The 23,563-nt window shown below is 74.1% G+C and carries 18 protein-coding genes; 10 read left to right on the top strand and 8 right to left on the bottom strand.

Annotated features, from left to right (window positions below; translation table 11 throughout):
• On the bottom strand, positions 1 to 784 hold a 784-nt coding region (locus ABD223_RS23350; RefSeq protein ID WP_344038543.1), incomplete at its 3' end, for a DeoR family transcriptional regulator.
• Between the two features lie 391 nt (positions 785 to 1,175).
• Between ABD223_RS23350 and ABD223_RS23355 the strand changes: the two genes are divergently transcribed.
• The 9 genes from ABD223_RS23355 to ABD223_RS23395 all read left to right on the top strand — a co-directional run bounded on the left by ABD223_RS23355 (position 1,176) and on the right by ABD223_RS23395 (position 11,728).
• Positions 1,176 to 3,140, top strand: coding sequence for a DUF2264 domain-containing protein (locus ABD223_RS23355; protein WP_344038544.1), 1,965 nt, complete (start codon positions 1,176 to 1,178; stop codon positions 3,138 to 3,140).
• Positions 3,141 to 3,195: 55 nt separating this feature from the next.
• Complete coding sequence (locus ABD223_RS23360) at positions 3,196 to 4,500, top strand: ABC transporter substrate-binding protein (RefSeq protein WP_344038545.1); 1,305 nt, start codon at positions 3,196 to 3,198, stop codon at positions 4,498 to 4,500.
• A gap of 79 nt (positions 4,501 to 4,579) precedes the next feature.
• Complete coding sequence (locus ABD223_RS23365; protein ID WP_344038546.1) at positions 4,580 to 5,503, top strand: carbohydrate ABC transporter permease; 924 nt, start codon at positions 4,580 to 4,582, stop codon at positions 5,501 to 5,503.
• Positions 5,503 to 6,420 (top strand): carbohydrate ABC transporter permease, encoded by a 918-nt coding sequence (locus ABD223_RS23370; RefSeq protein WP_344038547.1) that lies wholly within the window; start codon positions 5,503 to 5,505, stop codon positions 6,418 to 6,420. Before ABD223_RS23365 ends, ABD223_RS23370 begins: the two co-directional genes overlap by 1 nt.
• Positions 6,421 to 6,425: 5 nt before the next feature.
• Positions 6,426 to 7,076 carry a DUF624 domain-containing protein gene (locus ABD223_RS23375; RefSeq protein WP_344038548.1) on the top strand — a complete coding sequence of 217 codons (651 nt, stop codon included), beginning with the start codon at positions 6,426 to 6,428 and terminating at the stop codon, positions 7,074 to 7,076.
• Positions 7,077 to 7,152: 76 nt separating this feature from the next.
• On the top strand, positions 7,153 to 8,340 hold the full coding sequence (locus ABD223_RS23380; protein ID WP_344038549.1) for a glycoside hydrolase family 88 protein: 1,188 nt from the start codon (positions 7,153 to 7,155) through the stop codon (positions 8,338 to 8,340).
• Positions 8,337 to 9,689, top strand: a complete 1,353-nt coding sequence (locus tag ABD223_RS23385) for a BNR repeat-containing protein (protein ID WP_344038550.1) — start codon at positions 8,337 to 8,339, stop codon at positions 9,687 to 9,689. The genes ABD223_RS23380 and ABD223_RS23385 overlap by 4 nt, the downstream gene beginning before the upstream one ends.
• A 390-nt stretch (positions 9,690 to 10,079) precedes the next feature.
• A complete protein-coding gene (locus ABD223_RS23390) occupies positions 10,080 to 10,883 on the top strand; it encodes a hypothetical protein (RefSeq protein WP_344038551.1) in 804 nt (267 codons plus the stop codon).
• Positions 10,884 to 10,900: 17 nt separating this feature from the next.
• Positions 10,901 to 11,728 (top strand): hypothetical protein, encoded by an 828-nt coding sequence (locus ABD223_RS23395; protein ID WP_344038552.1) that lies wholly within the window; start codon positions 10,901 to 10,903, stop codon positions 11,726 to 11,728.
• Between the two features lie 67 nt (positions 11,729 to 11,795).
• Here the strand turns inward: ABD223_RS23395 and ABD223_RS23400 are convergent, their stop codons facing one another.
• Together ABD223_RS23400 and ABD223_RS23405 are read right to left on the bottom strand one after the other, a co-directional pair.
• The gene (locus tag ABD223_RS23400) at positions 11,796 to 13,274 is read right to left on the bottom strand and encodes a type 1 periplasmic-binding domain-containing protein (protein ID WP_344038554.1); all 1,479 of its coding nucleotides are present in this window, start codon (positions 13,272 to 13,274) and stop codon (positions 11,796 to 11,798) included.
• Positions 13,265 to 15,181: a P-loop NTPase family protein gene (locus ABD223_RS23405; protein WP_344038555.1), complete on the bottom strand. Its 1,917-nt coding sequence runs from the start codon at positions 15,179 to 15,181 to the stop codon at positions 13,265 to 13,267. Before ABD223_RS23405 ends, ABD223_RS23400 begins: the two co-directional genes overlap by 10 nt.
• A gap of 447 nt (positions 15,182 to 15,628) precedes the next feature.
• On the opposite strand from ABD223_RS23405, the gene ABD223_RS23410 reads away from it, so the two are divergent.
• Positions 15,629 to 16,492 (top strand): AfsR/SARP family transcriptional regulator, encoded by an 864-nt coding sequence (locus tag ABD223_RS23410; RefSeq protein WP_344038556.1) that lies wholly within the window; start codon positions 15,629 to 15,631, stop codon positions 16,490 to 16,492.
• On the opposite strand, the gene ABD223_RS23415 is transcribed toward ABD223_RS23410, so the two are convergent.
• The 5 genes from ABD223_RS23415 to ABD223_RS23435 form a co-directional block, all read right to left on the bottom strand.
• On the bottom strand, positions 16,393 to 17,574 hold the full coding sequence (locus tag ABD223_RS23415; RefSeq protein WP_344038557.1) for a 3-deoxy-7-phosphoheptulonate synthase: 1,182 nt from the start codon (positions 17,572 to 17,574) through the stop codon (positions 16,393 to 16,395). The genes ABD223_RS23410 and ABD223_RS23415 overlap by 100 nt on opposite strands.
• Positions 17,571 to 19,736 carry an anthranilate synthase component I gene (locus ABD223_RS23420; protein WP_344038558.1) on the bottom strand — a complete coding sequence of 722 codons (2,166 nt, stop codon included), beginning with the start codon at positions 19,734 to 19,736 and terminating at the stop codon, positions 17,571 to 17,573. Before ABD223_RS23420 ends, ABD223_RS23415 begins: the two co-directional genes overlap by 4 nt.
• A gap of 159 nt (positions 19,737 to 19,895) precedes the next feature.
• Positions 19,896 to 21,557 (bottom strand): AMP-binding protein, encoded by a 1,662-nt coding sequence (locus ABD223_RS23425; RefSeq protein ID WP_344038559.1) that lies wholly within the window; start codon positions 21,555 to 21,557, stop codon positions 19,896 to 19,898.
• Between the two features lie 16 nt (positions 21,558 to 21,573).
• Complete coding sequence (locus tag ABD223_RS23430; RefSeq protein ID WP_344038560.1) at positions 21,574 to 21,960, bottom strand: hotdog fold thioesterase; 387 nt, start codon at positions 21,958 to 21,960, stop codon at positions 21,574 to 21,576.
• Positions 21,953 to 23,500 carry a class I adenylate-forming enzyme family protein gene (locus ABD223_RS23435; protein WP_344038561.1) on the bottom strand — a complete coding sequence of 516 codons (1,548 nt, stop codon included), beginning with the start codon at positions 23,498 to 23,500 and terminating at the stop codon, positions 21,953 to 21,955. Before ABD223_RS23435 ends, ABD223_RS23430 begins: the two co-directional genes overlap by 8 nt.
• Between the last annotated feature and the right edge of the window lie 63 nt (positions 23,501 to 23,563).

Genomic DNA, 23,563 nt, shown 5'->3' on the forward strand with positions numbered 1-23,563 from the left:
ACGTCGCGGGCCGGGGCACGGCGACGTCCACGGCGGACGCCAGGTCCAGGCCCGCCGCCTCGCACCCCTCCCGCCACCCCCGGCGCACGTGCGGCGAAGTGGGGCTGTTCTCGCTCGTGACCACGCCGACCCGCCGGTGGCCCAGGCCGGCCAGGTGCTGCATGGCCATGGCCGCGCCCAGGGCGTGGTCGGTGACCACGGACTCCATGGCCGCCTGCCGCCGGCTCATCGTCACCACGCGCTCGACCAGCACCACCGGCGCGTCCAGCGTGCTCAGCCACTCCGACATCGCCTCGGCGCTCGGCGCGGTCAGGCTCGGCGCGACGATCAGGCCGCACACGTCCTCGTTGTCCAGCAACCGCTCCAGCTGCGGCCGGTCGTCGGCGCTCTCGTAGGACGACCCGCGCAGGAGTATCTGCCGGCCCTGCGCCGTGGCTTCTTCCTCGGCGCCCCGGACCACCTCGGGCCAGTAGTAGTCCAGCGACGGCACCAACATCCCCACGGCGCTCCGGCCGGCCCGCTCGACCGGGGCGTCGGCCGACCGCGTCCCGGCCGGGGCGGCGCCGTCGCCCGTGCCGGGGCCGGCGCCCCGGAGCGTCGCCCCTCCGTGCACGCGGCGCAGCAACCCCTCCCCCGCCATGTGGGCGATGTCGCGGCGCAGCGTCACGGGGGTCACGCGCAACTTCTCGCTCAGGTCGGAGATCCGGACGGCGCCGTCGCGGTGCAGGGCCTCCAGGATGGACGCGCGACGATCGGCCGCGAGGGTTCGCACCTCGGGGTTCACGGCGCACCCGCCGCGACGACGAGCGGGCGCGGCGCGGCGGACCACGCGTGGCTCCCGGGCGGGACCGGCGTCATCGGCCCGACCGGTTGCCGGTCCGGGCGGACGCGACCCTCCCCCGTGCGTGCCTCCCCCGTGCGTGCTCTCGTCACCGCTGGTCCTCCTGTCGTTGATCGCGTTCATTATGTCGCCGGCCAGGACGACGCCGTGCCCCGAGCGACCACGGCGGGTCGGCGGGCGTCAACCCGCCGACCCGCGGGCCGACTGATTGCCCTGTGACTCTTGACACGATCGGTCATGCACGTCTTTACTACTTTACACACAAAGCGATCAAAAACGAAAGCAAGTCTGTTCGTTGTGCTCGATCGACAGCCGCTGCTGGAGGACAGGACCCATGCCGCCGCACCCGCTCCACCGGGCAGACGAGCCTCCCGCCCGGCCCGGCACGTGGACCCGCGCCGACTGGGCCGAGGCAGCCGACGCCCTGCTGCGCGCCGTGCGCCCCTTCGCCTCGCCGGGCCGCGCGCGGATCTCGCTGCCCGGTCCCGCCGGGGGCTACGGCGCCGACGTGGACGCGTTGGAGGGCTTCGCCCGCACCTTCCTGCTCGCCGGGTTCCGGCTCGCCGGCGAACGCGGGCAGGACCCGGGCGACCTGGCCGGGTTCTACGCCGAGGGCATCGCCACCGGCACGGACCCCCGGTCGCCGGAGCGGTGGCCGCGGCTGGACGAGCACCCGCAGGCGAAGGTCGAGGCCGCCTCGCTGGCGCTCGCCCTGGACCTGACCCGCCCGTGGCTGTGGGACCGGCTCGACCAGGCCGTGCGGGAGCAGGTCGTGGACTACCTCTCGCCGGCGGTGGGCGACCCGACCTACCCGCGCATCAACTGGGTGTGGTTCCGGCTGGTCGTGCAGGCGTTCCTGCGCTCGGTCGGCGGGCCCTGGTCGGCGACCGACGTGGCCGAGGACCTCGCCACCCACGACGGCTTCCGCCGCGAGGACGGGTGGCTGGCCGACGGCCACGAGCGCGCGTTCGACCACTACACCGGCTGGGCGCTGCACGTCTACCCGCAACTGTGGGCACGCATGCCCGGCGCGGAGGGCTTCGCCGAGCAGCGCCGCGCGCAGGACACCGACCTGCTCGACCGCTTCCTGCTCGACGCCGTCCACCTGGTCGGCGCGGACGGCTCGCCGCTGGTGCAGGGCCGCAGCCTGACCTACCGGTTCGCCGCCGCCGCGCCCTTCTGGGCGGGCGTCCTGGCCGAGGTCCCGTCCACCCCGCCCGGCGCCCTGCGCCGCGCCGCGACCGCCGTGGTCCGCCACTTCGCCGACCGCGGCGCGCCCGACGAACGCGGCCTGCTCACCCTGGGCTGGCACGGGCCGTGGCCGCGCATCGCCCAGGCCTACTCCGGTCCGGGTTCGCCGTACTGGGCGGTGAAGGGCATGCTCGGGCTGGCGCTGCCCGCCGACCACCCGGTGTGGGCGGCCGACGAGCTGCCGCTGCCCGTGGAGCGCGGCGACTACGTGCGGGCGATCAGGGCGCCGGGCTGGCTGGTCGCCGGCACGGCCGACGACGGCGTGGTCCGGGTGGTCAACCACGGCACCGACCACGCCGAGCCGGGCGACACCCGCGGCGACTCGCCCCTCTACGCCCGCCTCGGCTACTCCACCGCCACCAGCCCCCTGCTCGACCCCGACAGCTGGGCGGACCCCCACGACCAGGCCGTGGTGCTGCTCGACGCCGAGGGCCGGGCGTCCCACCGGTCCGGCATGGACGTCGGGCCCGTCCGGGTCGTCGAGACCGACGGCGTCACGGTCGGCGTCGGCTCGTCCTCCGGCGTCGTGCGCCGGCTGGAACCCGACGAGGACCAGCACCACCACGGATCGGGCTGGACCGGACGCCACCACCACGCCGGCGCCCTCACGGTGCGCTCGCTCGTCCGCGGCTCGTGGGAGGTGCGCCTGGTCCGCGTCGACCACGTCGACCGGGACCGCCCTCCCACGACCCTGCGGCTGACCGGCTGGGCCGTGGTCGGCTCGCGGGCCGACGTCCCCGGACCGCGCGCCGCGACCGCCTCCGGCGACGACGGGAGCCGATCGACCCTGACCGCCCTGCTGGGGCCGGTGACGGCGTCAGGGGTGGCCGTGCACCGCGACGCGAGCCCCCTGGGCCCGGTCGCCGCGGTCCCCTGGACGGACCACCCGGTCGTCGTCGGCGAGTGGTTCGCGGTCCTGGTCGAACTCGCCCGCGACCCCGCCCCGTGGTCCGCCGAACCCGAGATCGGCTTCGAGGACGGCGGAACGACGACCTGGAGCGTCACCCGGTGGCCGGACGGCGTGCGAACCCGCGTCGCGTTGCCCTGACGCCCGCACCACACCCCTTGCGCTCTCCCCCGGCTCTACCAGGAAGTGAAGGAACATGCGAAGCAGATACCCGCGACGGACCGCCATCGCTGCCGCCGTCGCCGCCACCGCCCTCGTCGCCACGGCGTGCGGCGGTGACGAGCCGGCCGACAGCGGTGGCCCGGTCACCCTGACGATGAGCGCGTGGAGCCTCAACTCCACCCCGGAGTTCAAGGCGCTCGCCGACGCCTTCCACGAGCAGAACCCCGACATCACGGTGGAGTTCAAGGAGTACGACGCCACCAACTACGACACCCAGCTCACCGCGGACCTCGCCGCGGGCAGCGGACCCGACGTCTACGTCCTGAAGAACCTCAAGAACTTCATCACCTACCAGAGCGGCGAGCAGCTGCTCGACGTGTCCGACCTCGCCGACCAGCTGGGCAGCGAGGTCAGCGGCCTGGGCAACTACAAGGTGGACGGCGCCACGTTCGCCGTGCCCTACCGCCAGGACTCCTGGTACCTCTACTACAACAAGGACCTCTTCGCCGCGGCCGGCGTGACGCCGCCCGACGAGACGTGGACGTGGGCGGAGTACGAGAAGGCGATCGCCGACCTGAACGCGGGGTTGAAGGCGGCCGGCTCCCCGGCCAAGGCCGCGTACCAGCACGTGTGGCAGTCCACGGTGCAGGGCCTGGCGCTGGCGCAGACCCGGGGGGCCGAGCTCACCAGCGGCGACTACGGCTACCTCAAGCCCTACTACGAGCGCGCCTTGGCGCAGCAGGAGACCGGCGCGCAGGTCGACTACGGCGCCGCCACCACGAACAGCCTCCAGTACCAGGCGCAGTTCGGCACGCAGCAAGCCGCGACGATGCTGATGGGCAGCTGGTACGTGGCGACCCTGTTGTCCCAGCAGGAGTCCGGCGCCGCCCAGGCGTTCGAGTGGGGTTTCGCACCGGCGCCGCAGCTCGACGAGAGCACCAGGGACAAGCCGGTCACCTTCGGCGACCCCACCGGCCTCGGCATCAACGCCGCCGTCGACGAGGCCGAGGCCGCCGCGGCCAAGGAGTTCCTGTCCTTCGCCGCGGGTGAGGGCGCCGCCGCCGCGCTGGCGTCCATCGGCATCACCCCCGCGACGCTGACCGAGCCGGTGGTCGAGGCCTACTTCGAGGTCGAGGGCGTGCCGGCCGACGAGCTGTCCCGCTTCGCGTTCGAGAACCGCGACACCAAGGCCGAGAACCCCGCGTCCCCGGTGACCGCCGCCGTGCAGAACGCCCTGCTGGAGACGCACTCGGCGATCATGTCGGGCAGCACGCCGGTCGACGACGCGCTCGACGAGGCCGGGCGTCGCGTGCGCGACGAGGTCCTCGAATCGAAGTGATCACCGGTCGCGGGTCCGGTGTCGCCCACCCGGACCCGCGACCGTCCCCGCACACCCCCTACGCAGGAGCACAACACCGATGAGCACTACGACGGTCGGTGGTCCGCCCGGCACGGCGGGCCGCACGAAGCGGTGGCACAAAGCACGCCGGTCGTTGCAGGGCGTGTCCTTCATCCTGCCGAACTTCCTCGGGTTCGGCCTGCTGACCCTGGGTCCCGTCGTCGCGCTGTTCTACGTCTCGTTCACCAACTGGAACGTGTTCGGCACCGCCAGGTGGATCGGCCTGGACAACTTCACCCGGCTGGTCGGCGACAGGAGCTTCCACCGGGCGCTGCTCAACACCCTGTACTACTCGGCGCTGCACATCCCGCTCACCCTCGCGCTGTCGCTGGGCCTGGCCCTGCTGCTCAACCGCAAGCTGCGCGGCGTGGCGTTCTTCCGCACCGCGGCGTTCTTCCCCTACATCACCTCGATCGTCGCCATCGCCATCGCCTGGAACCTGCTGTTCAGCAAGGACGCGGGTCCGTTGAACCAGGTCCTCGGCCTGCTCGGGGTCGACGACCCGCCCGGCTGGACCGCGTCGTCGACCTGGGCCATGCCCGCGGTGATCATCGTCGGCGTCTGGCGCGAGATGGGCTACTACATGCTGCTCTTCCTCGCCGGGTTGCAGACCGTGCCGCCCGAGCTGCACGAGGCCGCCCGGATCGACGGGGCGACCGCCTGGCAGCGGTTCCGCAACGTGACCCTGCCGTGCCTGCGCCCCACCACGTTCTTCGTCACGGTCATGCTCACCATCGGCAGCTTCAAGGTCTTCGACCTGATCCTGGTGATGACCAACGGCGGCCCGGGGCAGTCCACGCTGGTGCTGTCCCAGTACATCTACCAGAAGGGCCTGGTGGAGAACCGGTTCGGCTACGCCTCCGCCATCTCCGTCGTGCTGTTCGCGCTCTGCATGTTGGTCACGGTCGTGCAGTTCGCCATCAACCGCAGGAGGGACGCCTGATGGCCGCACCGCGCACCGCGCCGGACCCCGTCGCGCCCGGGGCGCTCGACCACGGCGCGGAACCGCCCACCGCGGCTCGGCGCCCATCCGGCGAGCGGTTCCCCACGCCGGGGAGGGTGGCGGGCTACGCCGTGCTCGTCCTGGCGGCGGCCGCGTTGCTGCTGCCGTTCTTCTGGATGGTCTCCTCCTCGTTGAAGACCTCCAACACCGTCTTCTCCACCCCGGTCACCTGGCTGCCGGACGTGCCGCGGTGGCGCAACTACCTGGAGATCTGGCGCGTCTCGGACATGCTGGTGTGGTTGAAGAACACCGTCTTCCTCTCCCTCGTGGTGACGTTCCTCCAGCTGTTCACCGGCAGCTTCGCCGCCTACGGGTTCGCCAAGGCCCGCTTCCCGGGGCGCAACCTGCTGTTCGTGCTCTACGTCGGCACGATCGCGGTGCCGTGGCAGGCGTACATGATCCCGCAGTTCATCTTCATGTCCGAGATCGGCCTCACCGACACCCTGTGGTCGATCGTCGCGCTCCAGGCGTTCGGCGCCTTCGGCGTGTTCCTGATGCGCCAGTACTACGCGACGATCCCCGACGAGCTGTGCGAAGCCGCCCGCGTGGACGGCCTGAGCGAGTACGGCATCTACTTCCGGATCATGCTGCCGCTGTCCGTGCCGGCGCTGGCCAGTCTCGCCCTGCTCACCCTCGTCACGACCTGGAACGACTACCTCGGGCCGCTCATCTACCTGCGCGACCCCGATCTGTGGACGATCCAGCTGGGGCTGAAGTCGTTCGTCAGCGAGTACAGCGCCGAGCACGCGTTGATCATGACCGGCTCGGTGCTGTCGGTGCTGCCGGTCGCGGTCGTGTTCCTGCTCGGCCAGAAGTACTTCGTGCAGGGCGTCGCCACCAGCGGCATGAAGGGCTGAGCCACGTGAGGCACGAGACCTACGACCGGGTGTTCGGCACCGCCTACACCCTGCTGGCCACCAGCGCGCTCGTCGTGGTCGCGAGCGCGCCGTTCCTGGCCGTCCTGCTCCTCACGCCGGTCGTGACGAGCTGGCCGCTGCTGCTGCCGACCGTTCCGCTGCTCGGCCCGGCCGTCGCCGCCGCCCACGCGGTGTTCACCGCCGCCGCGCAGGACGAGGGCGCACCCGTCGTGCGCGGGTACCTGCGCGCGTGGCGGCGGCACGCCCGCCGGGCGCTGGCGGTGTCCGGCACGGCGACCGCCGTCCTGCTCGTCGTGGCGGTCGACATCCGCGCCGCCTGGGGCACCTCCGCCGGCGCCGTCGCCATCCCCGTCCTCGCGGTCCTCGCCGTGCTCACGGCGGTGACCGCGCTGGTCGCGCTCACCGCCGTGGTGGAACGCCCCGACCTGCCCGTCCGGCGACTCGTGCCGGCCTGCCTCGCCCTGGCCGTCCGCGCGCCGCACTTCACCCTGACGTCCCTGGCGGCGCTGTGGGTGCTGGCGTCCGCGGTGAGCGCCGCACCCGTCCTCGCCATCGCCCTGCTCACCGGCCCGGCGCTCTACGTCGTCTGGGTGGGCAGCCGGGCGACCCTGCGCCCGGTCCGCGCCGCCGCCTAGCCCGCCTGGCCCGCCGGCGCGCGTCCGGCCGACTTCGTCCCACGACACCCCGTCACCCGTCCTGAGGGAGAGTTCCTTGTCCGCGGAAGCCGAACGCGCCGTGCCCATCGCCACCGAAGTCCTCGAAGCGGCCTGGACCGCCGCCGTGGCGACGGTGCGCGGCAACCTGGCCGACTTCACCGCCTGGTACCCCGACGACACCACCACCGCGGGCGTCTACCGGCCGCGCACCGCCCGCGACGGCCTGCCGGAGGGGTCCAACGTCGGGTGGACCACCGGCTTCTGGCCGGGGATGCTCTGGCTGACCTGGGAGGCGACCCGGGACGACCGCGTGCTGCGAGCCGCCCAGGACCAGGTCGGCTCCTTCGCCGACCGCGTCGCCGACGGCGTCGACCTCGACACCCACGACCTGGGTTTCCTGTACACCCTGTCCTGCGTGACCCCGGCGCGGTTGTTCGGCGACCAGCGGGCCCGCCGCGCGGCCCTGGAGGCCGCCGACCACCTGATGACCCGGTTCCTGGAGCCGGCGGGCATCGTGCAGGCGTGGGGCGACCTCACCGACCCGCTGCAACGCGGCCGCACGATCATCGACAGCCTGATGAACATGCCCCTGCTGCACTGGGCCGCCGAGGACACCGGCTCCCGGCACTTCGCCGAGGCCGCCATCCGCCACACCGAGCAGCTGAAGCGCCACGTCATCCGCCCCGACGGCTCCACCTTCCACACCTTCTACTGGGACCCCGTCAGCGGCGAGCCGCTCAGGGGCGCCACCGAGCAGGGGCACCGGGACGGCTCGTGCTGGGCCCGGGGGCAGGCCTGGGGCATCTACGGGTTCGCCCTGGCCCACCGCTACGAGCAGGGGCTCTCGTTCCTCGACGTCGCCCGTCGCTGCGCCGACCACTTCCTGTCCCGCCTGCCCGAGGACCGCGTCGCCTACTGGGACCTGGTGTTCACCGAGGGCGGTGACGAGGAGCGCGACTCCTCGGCCGCCGCCATCGCCGCGTGCGGTCTGCACGAGCTGGCGGACCAGCTCGGCGCCGTGCCCGCCGCCTCGCACTACCGCGCCGAGGGCGACGCCATCCTGGCCTCCCTCGCGACCCGCTACTCCACCGCGCACGACAGCACGTCCAACGCCCTGCTGCTGCACGGCGTGTACGACAAGCCCAAGGACGTCGGCGTGGACGAGGGGAACCTCTGGGGCGACTACTTCTACCTGGAGGCGTTGTCCCGCCGCCTGCGACCCGACTGGAGGAGTCCCTGGTGACCTCCCTCCGACACCGGCGCCTCGACGAGCCGCGGGTGGAGTTCCTGTCGGACACGACGCTGGACCCCTCGGCGTTGTTCTTCGTGTCCTACGACGGCGTGGTGAACAACAACTCCTTCCAGCAGGACGCGGTGCTCACCCACGCCGGGCGCCAGTACGCCACCTGGTACACCGCCGGCCGTCACGCCGTCGTGGCGCGCCGGCCGCTCGGCGGGGCGTGGGAGCACGTCGTGCTGCCCCACCGACTACAGGTGGACGACTCGCACAACGTCATCTCGCTGGGCATCTCGCCGGTCGACGGCACCCTGCACGTCGCGATGGACACCCACGACAACCGGATCTTCTACGTCCGGTCGGCGCCGGGGCTGGTGACGAGGGCGCCCACGCGGCCGTGGGAGCCCTCGTCCTTCGGGGCGGTGCAGCGCACCCTGGGCGGCCTCTGCCTCGGCGACATCACCTACCCGCAGTTCCTGGTCACCCCCGAGGGGGTGTTGCAGCTGAGCTACCGCACCGGCTGCTCGGGCAACGGCGTCAACGAGCTGGCCGAGTACACCGGCGGCGGGTGGCGCGGGCTCGGCGCGTGGTCGTCGGCCACCGGCGACTACACCGCGCCCAACGGCGGCGTGTCCGGCACCCGCAACATGTACCTGCACGGCTTGACCTACGACCGGGGAGGCCGCCTGCACGCCGCGTTCACCTGGCGCGAGGGCGACCCCTCGGTGATGTCCGACCCCGGCGGCCTGGCCAACCACGACACCGGCTACGTCTACAGCGACGACCGGGGCCGCACCTGGCACAACGACGCCGGCTCGGTGGTGGGCGCCACCGGGGGCGAACGCGTGGGCGTGTCCTCGCCCGGGGTCGTCGTCGACCCGCTGGGACCGGACCGGGGGCTGATGAACCAGGAGTGCCTGGCCGTCGACTCCACCGGCGCGCCCCACGTCCTGATCAGCTACGTGCCCGAGCGGTTCGCCCTCCGCGTCTCCGACTACCCGCGCCAACGAGCCCGCCACGGTCGGGTGTTCCACCTCCGGCGCGGCCCGAACGGCTGGACCAAGCGCGAGGTGCCCGTCCCACCCGGCAGCACCCAGCGCACGAAGCTGGTGCTCGACCGGGCGGACAACGCCTACCTCGTGATGCCGCGGGGCAGGATCGTCTCGGCCGCCGGTGCCCGCGGGTGGACCGACTGGACCACGGCTTTCGACCCCGGGCCGCTGCGCGCGTTCGGCGAGGTCAACGTCGACACCTCGCGCATCGCCGTGGACGGCGTCCTGTCCGTGCAGTACCAGCAGACCTCGACGGGCACCACGCCGTCACCGATCCGGGTGGCCGACTTCCGCCTCGGGTGACCCGGCGATCACCGCCTCCACCTCGGCACGGTGCGGCCATCCCGCACGGGTGACCGCACCGACGCGCGACCTGGTGCGACCGGACGACCCCCGCTGCCCCCTCCCGGCGCGGCAGGCGGACCTTGTCGGGGTGATCTTGGAATTTTTCCCATTCCGAGAAAGGTGAGAAACGCTCTGGACGTTCCGCGGCGCCGAATCACCGCCGGAAAACCTGGCATACTGACCGCGTTCTCGTCCACCTGCTGCCCAGAGGTGTCGATGTCCCGCCGAAGCCGCAGAACAAGACGTCCGCCGAGACCTGCGGCCGCCCCTGTTCCGGACGAGGCCGACAGCGCGCCCAAGCCGAAAGCCTGGCGGCGCGCGGGTTGGCGCGTCGCGATCGGCGTCGGGATGGTGACGGTCTCGTTCTTCACCGCCCTCGTGGTCAAATACGGTGAAACCCTGGCGGGGCCCATCGCCCGTGAGGTGATCGGCGATCCCGTCCACGTCTTCGCGTCGCAGGTGCCCGCGGAAGCGGGCGCCGAGGCGGTGGCCAGGATGCTGCCGAACGGGGTGGACGACACCGCGAGGCAGGTCATGACCGCCGACGAGAGCGGCGGGGTGAACGACCTGACCATCGGGGTGCCGGTGGGCATCGCGAAAGTGCGGCTCGTGGTCCAGGCGAAGGAGAGCCGCCTGCTGGTGGTCGGCCTCAGGCTCGTCGTGACCGAGCGCCGCCCGCCACTGGCGGCCACGCTGCTCGCCGTGGGGACCCAGGGCGGTCCCGGCAAACCCGTCCAGGTGTTCTTCGACGTCGACGCGCCGGGGGCCGACACGAAGCAGGGCACGCCCGCGCGCAACCTCGAACGGCGCGATTACTTCAAAGGCGAGAACTTCGAGCTCGACGCCAACCAGAGCGTCGAGTTCCGAGCCGCCGTCACGACCCGCGAGTGCCACTGCCGGTGGCACCTGGAGGTCGACGTGGTGCTCGACGGCAAACTCCGGTCCGTCGCCGCCCGCCAGCCCGACGGACGCGATTTCGAATCGACGGGCGCCGTGCCCGACCCCACCGAGGTGTACACCATCCCCCACACCCCGGTGCCGAATCCCCTGGCGACCGCGGGACCCTGGGTCGGCGTCGACCCGCGGGAGTTCTGCGCGCCCGACTCGTGGCTGGGCGAGCTGTGCGATCCGACCGCCTGGCCCGCCCCGTGAGCGGCACGAGGAGCGTGGTGATCCGCCGCGTGCGGTGGCTCGCCCTGGTCCTGGTCGGGTGCGTCGCCGCGGCTTACACGGCCTACGCCTGGGTACCGCTGCCGGGAACCAGGGGCGCCGCGATCGACACCGGCGACGAACGCGGTCCGCTGGAACTCATCGCGGACTACGGCCCGCCGCTCGGTGACGGCGAGGCGTCGTGGCAGGCCTTCCCCTCCCGTGACGGGCTCCCGGACATCCCCGCCGACTCGGACTGCGCCGGGGTCGCGGAGCGGGGGCGGAGCCGGGGAGCGGTGGACAGCGGGTGGTCGGACGTCACCCTGACCGTCCGCGCCCGTCGGACCGTGACCTTCACCGTCGTGGCGGTGCGGCCCGAGGTCCTGTCGACCCGACCCCCGGCCGAGGGGCACACCCTCCTGTGCGTGGACAGCCCGCAGCCGCACATGACCGACGAGTACCACCTCCAGTACAGCCTGACGAACGCCTTCGTGCTGGACCAGGGCAACCCTTACGACGTCTACGACGTGATCGGCGAGCAGGGGAGCGACACCCCGCTGCAACTCGGCTTCGGGGAGTTGCAGCACTTCCGCTTCCGCGCCTTCGCCCTCGCGTGCGACTGCACCTGGCTCGCCGAGGTGGAGTTGAGGGTCGAGGGCGAGCGGCAGGTGGTCACCCTGGGGAGCGACAGCCTCGGCGAGCCCTTTCGCACCGTCCCCCGGCCCGAGGCGCCCGGCGACTCCACCGCGAATTCGATCTGGTGCGCCGTCGAAGGCGCCGGCCGGCTGACGACACCGGCCGCGCGCGACTGCCCGGTGCCCCGGTTGTACGAGGGGCCGATCTACTGAGCTCCCCGCGGGACGGCCGCCCCTGCCGGCGCCGGGTCGAGGGAGCGGCGCCGCGGGTCCCCGGACTTCAGGACTTGGCCAGGTGGGCGAACCGGGCCGTGCCGTCGGGCTGGACGCGCATGATCGGCACCACCTTGGCGGTCGGCGAGCCGCGCTCGTCGAAGGAGAGCCGACCGCTCGCGCCGGCCACCGAGTACTCGCCGTGCAGGCGGTTCCGCACCTGGAGCAGGTCCTCGGTGGACATCCGGCGGTCCGGCGGGACGCCGGCGAGCCGGGCCGTGCGGACCGCGGTCAGCACGGCGTCGTAGGCCATGATCGCGCTGGCGTCGTCGAGGCTGTCGTCGGGGAAGAGCACCGGGAAGCACACCGTGCACACCGCGTCCCGCAGGTAGTACGTCGCGGCGGGGTCGAACTCCGCCGCGGCCTCCCGCCACGCGTCGGGGTGCGCGAGCGCCGTGAAGAGCACCTCGACGCCCGCGTCCGCCGCCCGCCGCGCCAGGTCGCCGGGGAACGCGACGGCGGACAGGTCGTCGCCGGTCATGATCCTGATCCGGTGGTCCTTGCAGTTGCGCTCCACCAACTGCGCCACCAGCACCAGGAGCTGCTCGCCGCGGCCCGCGAAGTAGACCACGTCCGGCCTGGCGGTGCAGATGTTCGGGATCATCTGGAGGAAGGTGTTCCCGACCCCGCTCAGGCGGGAGTCGAAGAACTCCGTCTGCCCCGTGAAGCGGTGGTCGGCGTCGGCGAAGGCCGCGGAGAACGACTCCGCGAGCGTCCTGGGGTAGAGCTCGGCCTCCGTGTCGTCCTGGATCAGCAGCGCCGTCCGGGCCCCCGCCTTGACGTGGACCGCGGCGGCCCGCGCCTGGGCGGCGTTCGTCGGGGCCATGCGCAGCAGGCCGTCGATGTCGCCGAGGTCGTCGGCGGTGAGCGTCGAGCCGAACATCGGGATCTTGGCCGCGGACAGCCGCGCCATCGCGTCCCGGGAGGTGGCCAGGCTCAGGCCGATGCCGGCGACCGCGACGAGGTGGTCCGGGGCGGCGCGCCTGCGCTCCAGCTCGGCGACGACCGGTTCCCACCGCGCCAGCGCGCTGCCCGGGTTGGCCAGGAGCAGGCGGACCAGCGGTCGGTCGCCGGTCGCGGCGTCGTGGTTGGCGCGGTGCTGCGCCACGTACGCGCCCTGCAAGTGGTGCCTGACCCACTCGACGGGGATGCTGTCCTGCTCCGTCAACGTCATCGGGACCATCAGCGCGATGCTGACGAACTCCTTGCCGGTGGCGAGGACGGACTCGTTCTCGGCGCGGATCAGGCCCTGGACCCCGGCCAGTTCGGGGGCGAAGGCGTAGCCGCCGTCCGTGACGCCGACGCACTCGCCGGTCTCCGTCCTCGTCACGCCGTCCGCGCACCGCTCGGCCGCCCGCAGCAGCAGCGGGACCGAGATCGCCGCCGCGACGACGACCAGCACGACGCCGACCGCGAGCCACACCCCGGGCCTGCGCCAGAACGCGCGCGGGATGTCGGGGACGTCCGCCTGCCGCTCTACCTCCACTGCGCGTACTCCTCCACGCGGTCCTGCAACACGATGGCGCCCTCGCCGCGGGCCCGCGCCGCGACGAGCTCCGCGCTCGTGGCGATGGTGGGCCTGAGGTGCTCCGCCGGGTCGCCCGTCGGGTCCTGCTGCAACCAGCGCGCCACGACCAGCCTGGGCAGCGCGTCCTCCGCGTCCCGGTCGGCGATGAGGTGCTCGACCTGCCGGCGCGGCTCCTGGTCCTTCGGCAGGCGGTTCGGCGCGGACGTGATCGCCTCGAAGGCGTCGACCCACGCCCACCCCGCCGCCCGGTCCAGCGGTTCGCGCAGCATCCCGGCGAGGTGCTCCACCACGGCGTCGACGTCGCCCAGCGCCAAGCCGTGGTAGAGGGAGTCGACCGCGTTCTCCTGCGCCCGGTGGTGCCGGCGGCCGCGGGAGTGCACCTTCTCCCAGCTGTCGCGGTGGTCGTCCGGCCGGGAGGCGAGCCGGTGCAGCAGGACGTGGCGCAGCCACGGCTGGAGGACCAGCCGCGCCGGCTCGCCCTCGCGCCGGTCCAGCAGGAAGTTGTTGACCAGCTTGGCGCGCAGCGCTTCCGCGGACCGGGACGGGCCCACGCCCGGGATGCCGGCGCCGGCCGGGAAGCCGAGGTCGCGCGTCGCGCTCGCGACGGTCAGGTCCTCCAGCTCCGAGAGGCTGAACCCGCCGTCCAGCAGGTGCCGCTCACTGCGGTCCACGAGCGTCACGGCCCGGTCGCCGTCCTCCAGGGCGACGGCGAACAGGGTGCGCAGCCCCTCCGCGGGGGCGTTCCGGGGCAGCGTGCGGGCCACGTCGATCACCTGGTGCACCGCCCACGGGAGCCCGCCGGTCACCCGGTGCAGGAAGGACGGCGCCCCGGCCAGCACCGAGTCCGCCTGGTCCGCCGGCCGAACCCTGCGCGCGTCCTTCGCCGACACCTCGCCCACGCGCACCAGCAACCACGGCGACGCGGGGGGCGCGTCCCCGTCCACCGCTCGGGCGACGCCGGCCATCCCGAGCGGGAGCGGCAGGTCGGCGGACCTGGTGACCGGTATCCCCGGGCGCTGCCACCGGCCGTCCCACGCCGTGTCCCACCGGGCGGCGGCCGCGACGACCACCACCGGGTCGGGTCGCGGTTCGTCCCCGTCGACCAGCGTCCTCAGGAAGTGGCGGCCCGCGGGCAGGTGGGCGTTGTCGAGCAGCACCAGGCAGTTCGCCGTGCGCCGGTTCCGGTCGAACCACCCGGCGAACGCCTCCCGCAGGTCGGCCCGGAACGCCCGGCCCACCACGCGGTCCACCGCCGCCCGCCCCGCCGCGCCGTCCCGGACCGCCTCCCGCAGCGCCACCATCACGTCCCGGGCGTCCCCCTGGCCGCGGGACATCGCGCCCAGCCGCCGCAGCACCCGGCGCCGGTTCGCCACGTCGATCACCTTCAACAGCGCGTCGACCGCCGACAACCACTCGCTCGACCCGAGCGCCAGGTCCAGGACCGGGCGGATCAGCTCGCCCAGGACCGGTGGTTCCGGCCCGGGTTCCGCCTCGCCACCCGCGCCGTCCGCCGGCGCGCTCGCCGCCAGGCAGATCTCGACCAGCGGGAAGGGCAACCGGCCGAACTGGGGGCAGTACCGGCCGAGCCCGAGGGCGAGCCGGCGGAAGACCTCCGCCGGGGTGACGTCGGCCGGCAGCGCGCCGAAGTCCAGCAGCACGCGCGGGACCCGACCCGCGTACCTGGCGTCGGTCTCCTCCAGCAGCGCCGTCTTCCCGGCGCCCGGCGGACCGACCAGCACGACCACGGGCAGCGGACGCCCCTGTTTCCGGGGACGGGCCGACAGCGCCGCGACGAGCCCCCTGACCTCCCGCACCCCGACCAAGTCGGGCCCGTCCGCCGACATGCGCTCCTCGTGGTCCCGCATCGGAACGAAGGTGAACACTATTGCGAAGGAAATCTCAACGGGTCAAGGCGCGCATTGCTGTGAGTGTGTTCCTCCGAAAATTGCGGACAGCAATTCCGGGCAGAGCGGCACGAGGAGTCACGTCGCGTGCGCCGTCCATCTCTTTCGTCGCAATTGTGCGGAATTCCACCCGACCGCTCCCACGGCCATCACGCTTCGCCAGTCCGCAGACGTTTCGCACGCCGATACGGGTTCGAACAGGTGACCAATGGAGCAACCACGCTCACGAACAGGTAGCGAATCCCGTCGAAATCACCTCCGGCTTAACCCGGATGGATGAACGCCCCGCCGCGTCGGAGCAAGGCGGGGACGTCGAGTAGCGATCCCGGTGGGCGCGCTCCCTGCGCCGCCCCCGCGTCCCGGGTACAAGTGGTGGACATGACCAGCGATCGCCCCGGCGGGAGGCGCGTGAGGTACGAGGTCCTCGGACCGTCGCCCCTCGTGCGCTCGGACGGGGTGGTCGGCGCGGACCCGACCCGCAAGGCGCAGGTCCTGCTGGCCACCCTGCTCATCCGGCACGACCGGGTCGTCAGCACCGACGAGCTGATCACCGAGATCTGGGGCGGCTCCCCGCCCCGGCGGGTGACCGCCGCGGTGCACGTGCACGTGTCCCGGCTGCGCAAGGTGCTGGCCCACCTCGGCGCCGACCACGCCGTGGTCACCCGCGGCACCGGGTACCTGCTGGCCACCGGCGACGACGAGCTGGACGTGCTGGAACTGCTCGACCTGCTCGACCGGGCGCGCGCGCTGGCCAGGGCCGACGCCCACGAGGCCGTCGTCGAGCACGTCGGGCGCGCGTTGGCGCTGTGCCCCGGCCGGCCGCTGGGCGAGGTGTCCGGCGGCCAGGTCGTCACCCGCTTCGCCGACTGGGCGGAGACCCTCCGGTGGGAGTGCGTCGGCCTGGCCGTCACCGCCAACCTCGCGCTGCGCCGCGTCGACGAGGTCATCTGCACCCTGTACCCGGTCGTGGCGGAGAACCCCCTGCACGAGGCGTTCGCCGGGCAGCTCATGCGCGCGCTGCACCGGGCGCACCGCCGCGCCGAGGCCATGAAGGTCTACGAGCGCACCCGCGCGGCGCTGTGGGCGGAGATGGGGCTGGAGCCCTCCTGGTCGCTGCGCGAGCTGCGCGACGCCATCCAGCACGCCCGGCTCGACCCGGATCACGCCCCGGATCACGCCCCGGTCGGTCGGTCGCGCAGCAGCCCGGCGCCGTACGCGGCCACCTCCAGCGACTGGTCCCGGTTCAACCGCGGGTCGCACGCCGACTCGTAGCGCAGCGGCAGGTCCCGCGCCGACACCGCGCCGCCCACGCACTCGGTCACGTCGTCGCCGGTCAGCTCCAGGTGCAGGCCACCGGGCCGGGCGCCGGCCGCCCGGTGCACCTCGAAGAACCCCGCCACCTCCTCCAGCACCCGCGCCACCAGGCGCGTCTTGTGACCGCTCGGCGCGGTCACCGTGTTGCCGTGCATCGGGTCGCACAGCCACACCACCGGCACGCCGCCGGCCGCCACCGCCCGCACCAGCGGCGGCAGCGCCTCGCGCACCCGGTCCGCGCCCATCCGCGCGATGAACGACAACCGGCCGGGCACCCGCCACGGGTTGAGCCGCTCCGCCAGCTCCAGCACCTCCCGGACCGAGGCCGTCGGGCCCAGCTTCACCGCGACCGGGTTGGCGATGCGCGAGGCGAACTCCACGTGCGCCCCGTCCGGGTCGCGGGTGCGCTCCCCGATCCACAGCAGGTGCGCCGAGGTGTCGTACCAGCCGCCCGCCCGGCGGCGGGTCAACGCGCTCTCGTACTCCAGCAGCAGCGCCTCGTGGCTGGTGTGCACGCCCGCGGGGCGCACCAGCTCCAGCGTCGCCGCCGACGCCCGGTGGGCCCGCACCATCCGCCACGGGTCGGGCGTCCGGGCCTCGGCGGTGAACTCCGCCCCGTTGACGACATCGCCCCGGTAGGAGGGCAGCGACACCCCGTCGCGGGTCTCCGCCGGCGCCGAGCGGGGCTTCGCGAACTGCCCGGCGATGCGGCCCACCCGCACCACCGGCACGCCCGCCGCCGCCTCCAGCACCGCCGCCATCCGCGACAGCGTCACCAGCTTGCCCCCCACGCGCTCGGGCGTGACGTGGTCGAACCGCTCGGCGCAGTCGCCGCCTTGGAGGACGAACGCCTCGCCGCGCGCCGCGCGGCCCAGCAGCGCCGTCAAGCGGTCGGTCTCCTCCGCGGTGACCAGCGGCGCCGCGACCGACAGCCACGCCACCGCCTCCCGCAGCGCGCCCGGGTCGGGCCACCCCGGCTGCTGCGCGGCGGGCAGGCCGCGCCAGGAGTCCAGGACGGCCGGGGCCTCGGTGGCGATCACCGCCGCACCCCGCGCCCGGCCAGCGACACCACCGCGTTGGCGATCACCGCGTGCCCGGCCCCGCCGTCCCAGGTCATGATCGACTCGGGGTGGAACTGCACCGCCGCCCACGGCAGCTCCCGGTGCTCGACGGCCATGACCACACCGTCGTCGGAGGCCGCGGTGACCCGCAGCTCCGGCGGCAGGGACACCGCGTGCAGCGAGTGGTAGCGGCCCACCCGGAACCCGTCGGGCACGCCGCGGAACAGCGGGCTGGCCGCGTCCAGCACCCGCACCGACGAGGACTTGCCGTGCACCGGCCGGTCCAGCACCCCCAGCGACCCGCCCAGGTGCTCCACGACGCCCTGCAACCCCAGGCACACCCCGAACACCGGCACGCCCAGCCGCCGGGCCTCCGCCAGGGTCCCCGCCACGTCGAAGTCGTCCGGGCGCCCCGGTCCGGGGGACAGCACCACCAGGTCGGGCCGCTGCCCGGCCAGCGGGCCCAGGTGCGTCCCGGCCCGGTGGGTCACCACCTGCGCGCCGGTCTGCCGCAGGTAGTCGGCCAGGTTGTGCACGAAGGAGTCGCGGTGGTCGACCAGCAGCACCCGCCGGTCCCGGCCGCCGCGCGGCGCCGCCGCGGTCGCCGGGCGGCGGGGCCGGCCGTCGAGCACGTCCAGCAGCGCCTTGGCCTTCAGCTCCGTCTCCGCCTCCTCGGCCTCCGGGACCGAGTCGTGCAGCAGCGTGGCGCCCGCGCGCACGATGGCCACGCCGTGGCGCACCTGGATGGTGCGCAGCGTCAGCACCGTGTCCAGGCCGCCGTCGAAGCCGACCCGGCCCACCGCGCCGCCGTACCAGCGGCGCGGCGAGCGCTCGTGGCGCTCCACGAACTCCACCGCGGCCAGCTTGGGCGCCCCGGTCACCGTCACCGCCCACAGGTGCGCCAGGAACCCGTCCAGGGCGTCCATCCCGGGCCGCAGCACGCCCTCGACCCGGTCCACGGTGTGGATCAGCGTCGAGTAGGTCTCGATGCGCCGCCGCGCGGTCACCCGGACCGTGCCCGGCACGCACACCCGCGCCTTGTCGTTGCGGTCCACGTCGGTGCACATGGTCAGCTCGGTCTCGTCCTTGGCCGAGTCGAGCAGCTCGCGCACCCGCGCGGCGTCCTCCAGGGCGTCACGGCCCCGCGCGATCGTGCCGCTGATCGGCGAGGACTCCACCACCAGGCCGCGCTCGCCGGCGCGGACCCGCACGAACATCTCCGGCGAGGCGCCCACCAGGTGCTCGCCCTCGCCCAGGTTGGCCAGCAGGCTGTGGGGTGCGGGGTTGCGGTCGCGCAGCCCGCGGAACAGCTCCGCCGGCGGGTGCGGGCAGGCCCGCCGGAACACCTGGCTGGGCACCACCTCGAACAGCTCGCCCGCGGCGAACCGGGGCATCGCCTCGCGCACCACCGCCGCGTACTCGCCGGGTTCGTGGTCGCGCGGCGCGACCGGCGTGGCGGGCACGAACGGCGCCGAGGACGTGCCGCGCGGCAGGCCCTCGGTGGAGGCTCCGGCGGTGGTGAACTCGTAGCGGTGCAGCGCCACGAGGTCGCGCTCGAAGTCGAAGTCGAGCACCTCGTCGGGCAGGTGCAGCACCAGGTCGCGGTCCATGGGGTCGCGCGGCTGCCGCAGCTCCACCGGTTCGACCTGGAAGAGCAGGTCGTAGCCGAACGCGCCGTACAGGCCCAGCACCGGGTCGTGCGGCAGGGCCAGCGCCGCGGTCAGCGCCCGCACCGCCCGGAACACCCCGGCGTGGCGGGTGCGGTCCTCCTCGGCGAAACCCGGTGCCGGGCGCGGCGCGATGCCGTGGAAGCCGCGCTCGTCGTCCCGCAGGTCGCGCAGCACCTCGCGCAGCACCCGCCGGAGCGGGTCGAGCAGCACCAGGCCGCGGTCGTTGAGCGCGGTGACCGCCACCCACCCGGAGCGGACCACGACCTCCACCGGCGGGTCCACGTAGCCCACCGCGCGGTCGTCGCCCCGGAACAGCAGCATCCCGCGCCGGTGGTCGAGCGCGTCCTCCAGGCGGGTCCGCGTCGACGCCGCGCCGGCGGCCCGCTCGGTGGTGCGGGTGACGGTGACCCCGGCGCGGGTGGGCCACCGCTGCGCGGAGCCGGGCGACTGGACCAGGTCGAGCAGGGACATCCGAGCTCCTCGGTGGTGGTTCGTCGGTGGTGCGGGTCCCCGGCGGCGGCCCGCCGCCCGGCCGCCGCCCGCGACGTGGGCGGGCCGGCGGCGCGGGCCGCGGCGTCGTGGCGCACGGGGGCGGGTGGCGTCGGGCAGGGCTCCGCCCCCTCGTGGTCGTCAGGTGGTGGCGGCCCGCGCGGCGCCCGAGCCCACGGCCGGGCGACCGACGTCCGTCAGCCGTTCGGGGAGGAGCGCGCGTTGCAGCTTGCCGGTGCCGGTGCGCGGCAGCCGCGCCACGAACTCCACCGCCCGCGGGTACTTGTAGGGCGCGATCTCCCGCTTGGCGAAGTCCTGCAACTCGGTCACCAGACCGGGTGCGGCCGCCGTGCCCGCGGCCAGGACCACGTAGGCCTTCACGACCTGGCCGCGGTCCGGGTCGGGCGCGCCGACCACCGCGCACTCGGCCACCGCCGGGTGGCGCAGCAGCGCGTTCTCCACCTCCGGCGCGGCGATGTTGTAGCCGGCGGAGACGATCATGTCGTCGGAGCGGGCCTGGTACCAGAAGTACCCGTCCGGGTCGCGCACGTAGGTGTCGCCGGTGATGTTCCAGCCGTCGCGCACGTACTCGCGCTGCCGGGGGTCGGACAGGTAGCGGCAGCCCGTCGGCCCGCGCACCGCGAGCCGGCCCGGCACCCCGTCGGGCACCGGCAGGCCGTCGTCGTCGACCACGGCGGCGGTGTAGCCGGGCACCGGCCGGCCGGTCGCGCCGGGCCGGATGTCGTCCTCGGCCGCGGAGATGAACACGTGCAGCATCTCCGTCGCGCCGATGCCGTCGACGATCCTCAACCCGGTGGCGTCGTGGAAGCGGTGCCAGGTGTCGGCGGGCAGCGCCTCCCCCGCCGACACGCACCGCCGCAGCCCGCGCAGGTCGTGGCCCTCGATGGAGGGCAGCACCGCGCGGTAGGCGGTGGGCGCGGTGAACAGCACCGTCACGCCCAGCCGGGACACCGCGCCGAACAGCTCCTCGGGGCCGGCGCGCTCCAGCAGCACCGAGCAGGCGCCGGCGCGCAGCGGGAACACCACCATGCCGCCCAGCCCGTAGGTGAACGCCAGCGGCGGGCTCCCGGCGAACACGTCGTCGGGCGTGGGCCGCAGCACGTGCGCGGAGAACGTGTCGGCGATGGCCAGCACGTCGCGGTGGAAGTGCGCGGTGGCCTTGGGCTGCCCCGAGGTGCCGGAGGTGAACGCGATCAGCGCCACGTCGTCGGCGGCGGTGGGCACCGCGGAGAACCGCGCCGGCTTGTCCCGCGCCAGCTCCTCCAGTTCGGCGGAGTCCTCGCCGAAGGTCACCACCCGCAGGCCCTCGACCCCGGCGGCGAGCAGGTCGCCGGTGTGCCGGGTGTCGCACAGCGCCAGGCGCACCGCCGCGTCGTGGCCGACGGTGCGCAGCTCGTGGCGCCGCAGCAGCGGCATCGTGGTCACCACCACGGCGCCGGCCTTGAGCGCCGCCAGCCAGCACAGCACCAGCGCCGGGTTGTTGGGCCCCCGCAGCAGCACCCGGTTGCCCGGCACCACGCCCAGGTCGTCCACCAGGGCGTGCGCGATCCGGTCGACCCGCTCGCGCACCTGCCCGTAGGTCAGGGTCGTGCCGTCGCCGGCGCGCAGGCACGGCCGGTTCGCGCCCCGGTGGGCGATGGTGGTGTCCAGCAGCTCCACCGCCGCGTTGAGCCGGTCGGGGTAGCCCAGCCCGGCCAGGTCCAGCTCCGGCCACTCCCCGGGTGGTGGCAGGCGGTCGCGGGCGAAGGTGTCGATGTGCGCCGAGGGCGTGAGCGGTCGCATGGCAGCTCCGGGGGTGTCAGGCCGGGACGCGGACGCAGGTCATCCGCGCCGTGCAGACGCGTTTGCCGCGCTCGTCGGTGATGACGACCTCGTAGGTGGCGTGGCTGCGCCCGAGGTGCACGGCGGTGGCCACGCCCCGGACCAGGCCGCCGGCGGCGGGCCGGTGGTGGGTGGCGTTGATCTCGGTGCCCACCGCCGTGCCGCCGTCGGCGGCGAAGTGCAGGCACGCGCCGACGGAGGCGAGGGTTTCGGCCAGCACGCAGGACGCGCCGCCGTGCAGCACGCCGAAGGGCTGGGTGTTGCCCGCCACCGGCAGCGACCCGACCACCCGCCGCGGGGTGGACTCGGCGACGGTCAGGCCGAGGCGGTTCTCCAGGTCGCCGCGCGGGACCGTGCTAGTCATAGACGCCCTCCCGCAGCGAGCGCGCCAGCTCCGGGCGGCGGACCTTCCAGGTGGCGGTGCGCGGCACGCGGTCGAACGGGATGTGGCGCGGCGGCGCCATGGGCGGCAGGTCGGCGGTCGCCCGCGACCACCGCCCCGGGTCGAGCCCGGCGTCGTCGCGGGTGCACACGACCGGCAGCGCCCGGCCGCCCTCGCCCGCCACGATCACCACCTCCCGCAGCTCCGGCAGGCGCGACATCAGCTCGTCCTCCACCTGGAGGTTGCTGTCCACGTCGTCGAGCCGGTCGACCTCGCGGTCGTAGAGCTTCACCCGGCCCCAGCGGTCCTTGGCCCCCAGGTCGCCCATCCGCCACCAGCCGTCGGTGAGCTGCGCGCGGAACCGGGCGTCCTCGCCGAGGTAGGTGACGGCCCGGGTGCGGCTGCTGACCTCGATGTGCCCGACGCGGCCCGCGGGCACCTCGCGGCCGTCGTCGCCGACCACGCGCAGCTTGGTCACGCCGGGGAACGCCCAGCCCACGCACCGCCCGTCGGCCCGGTGGGCGCCGCGCGCGCTGTAGAAGTTCGCCGTCACCGGCCCGGTCTCGGTCTGGCCGTAGAGCTGGATGAAGTAGGGCCGCTTGCGCCGCGACGCGCCCAGCAGCACGCGGATCGTGCGCGGGTGCATGGCGTCGAAGGTGGCGCTGTAGTAGCGCACGCTCGACAGCGGCGCGCCCGGCGCGTCGGCCAGCACCTCCCAGTCGATGAACGTGTTGGGCTGGGTCTCCACCGCGCCGGGGCGGACGCGGGCGAACAGCGGCCCGATCCGGTCCGGCGCCGGGTCGACCGCGACGACCAGGGTGTTGCCGTGGGACAGGCCCAGGTACAGGGCGCTGTAGAAGCGGGCGTGCACGAAGCTCATGCACAGCGCGACCCGCTCGTGCCGCCAGGTGCGGCGGGCGACGACCTTCTGCGGGCGCAGGCGCTCGCCCAGCGCGTCGGGGGTCTGCACGACCAGCTTGGGCAGGCCGGTGGTCCCCGAGGTGTGGGTGATCAGCGCCGGGTCGAACCGGCCGGGCGGCGACGGGGGCTCGACCGGGCCCTCGAACCGCGACAGCGACGACCAGTCGCCGGTCTCCTCGCCCGCCGACAGCAGCACCGCGCGGGCGCCGGAGGTGTCCAGGCCGGAGGCGTCGAGCTTGGCGCGGTCGGTGAGCAGCCACGGCCGCTCCAGGCGCTCCAGCAGGTCCACCACGACCTCGCCGCCCAGCGCGGGCGAGAGCAGCGCGGGCACCGCGCCGAGGCGTTGCACCGCGGCGGCCAGCAGGGCGATGTCGAAGTTGTCGGTCTTGTACAGCGCCACGCGGTCGCCGCGGCGCACACCGGCGGCCTTGAGCCGGGCCGACAGGGTGCGCACGTGCCCGGCGACCCGCGCCAGGGTCACCGTCGTGCCGTCCTCGGGCGCGAACTGGAGCGGCTCGTCCAGGACGATCGTGGCCGAGCCGTGCGCGGCCGCCGCCTGGTCGAACATCTCGCCGATGCAGAAGGTCGGTACCTCGTTCATGGGTTTGGCTTCCCTCGTGCCGGGAGCTGTGCGCGACCGAGCATCGCGGCCGGGCCGCGGTGT

It is taken from the genome of Saccharothrix xinjiangensis (assembly GCF_039527585.1).
Lineage (GTDB): Bacteria > Actinomycetota > Actinomycetes > Mycobacteriales > Pseudonocardiaceae > Actinosynnema > Actinosynnema xinjiangensis.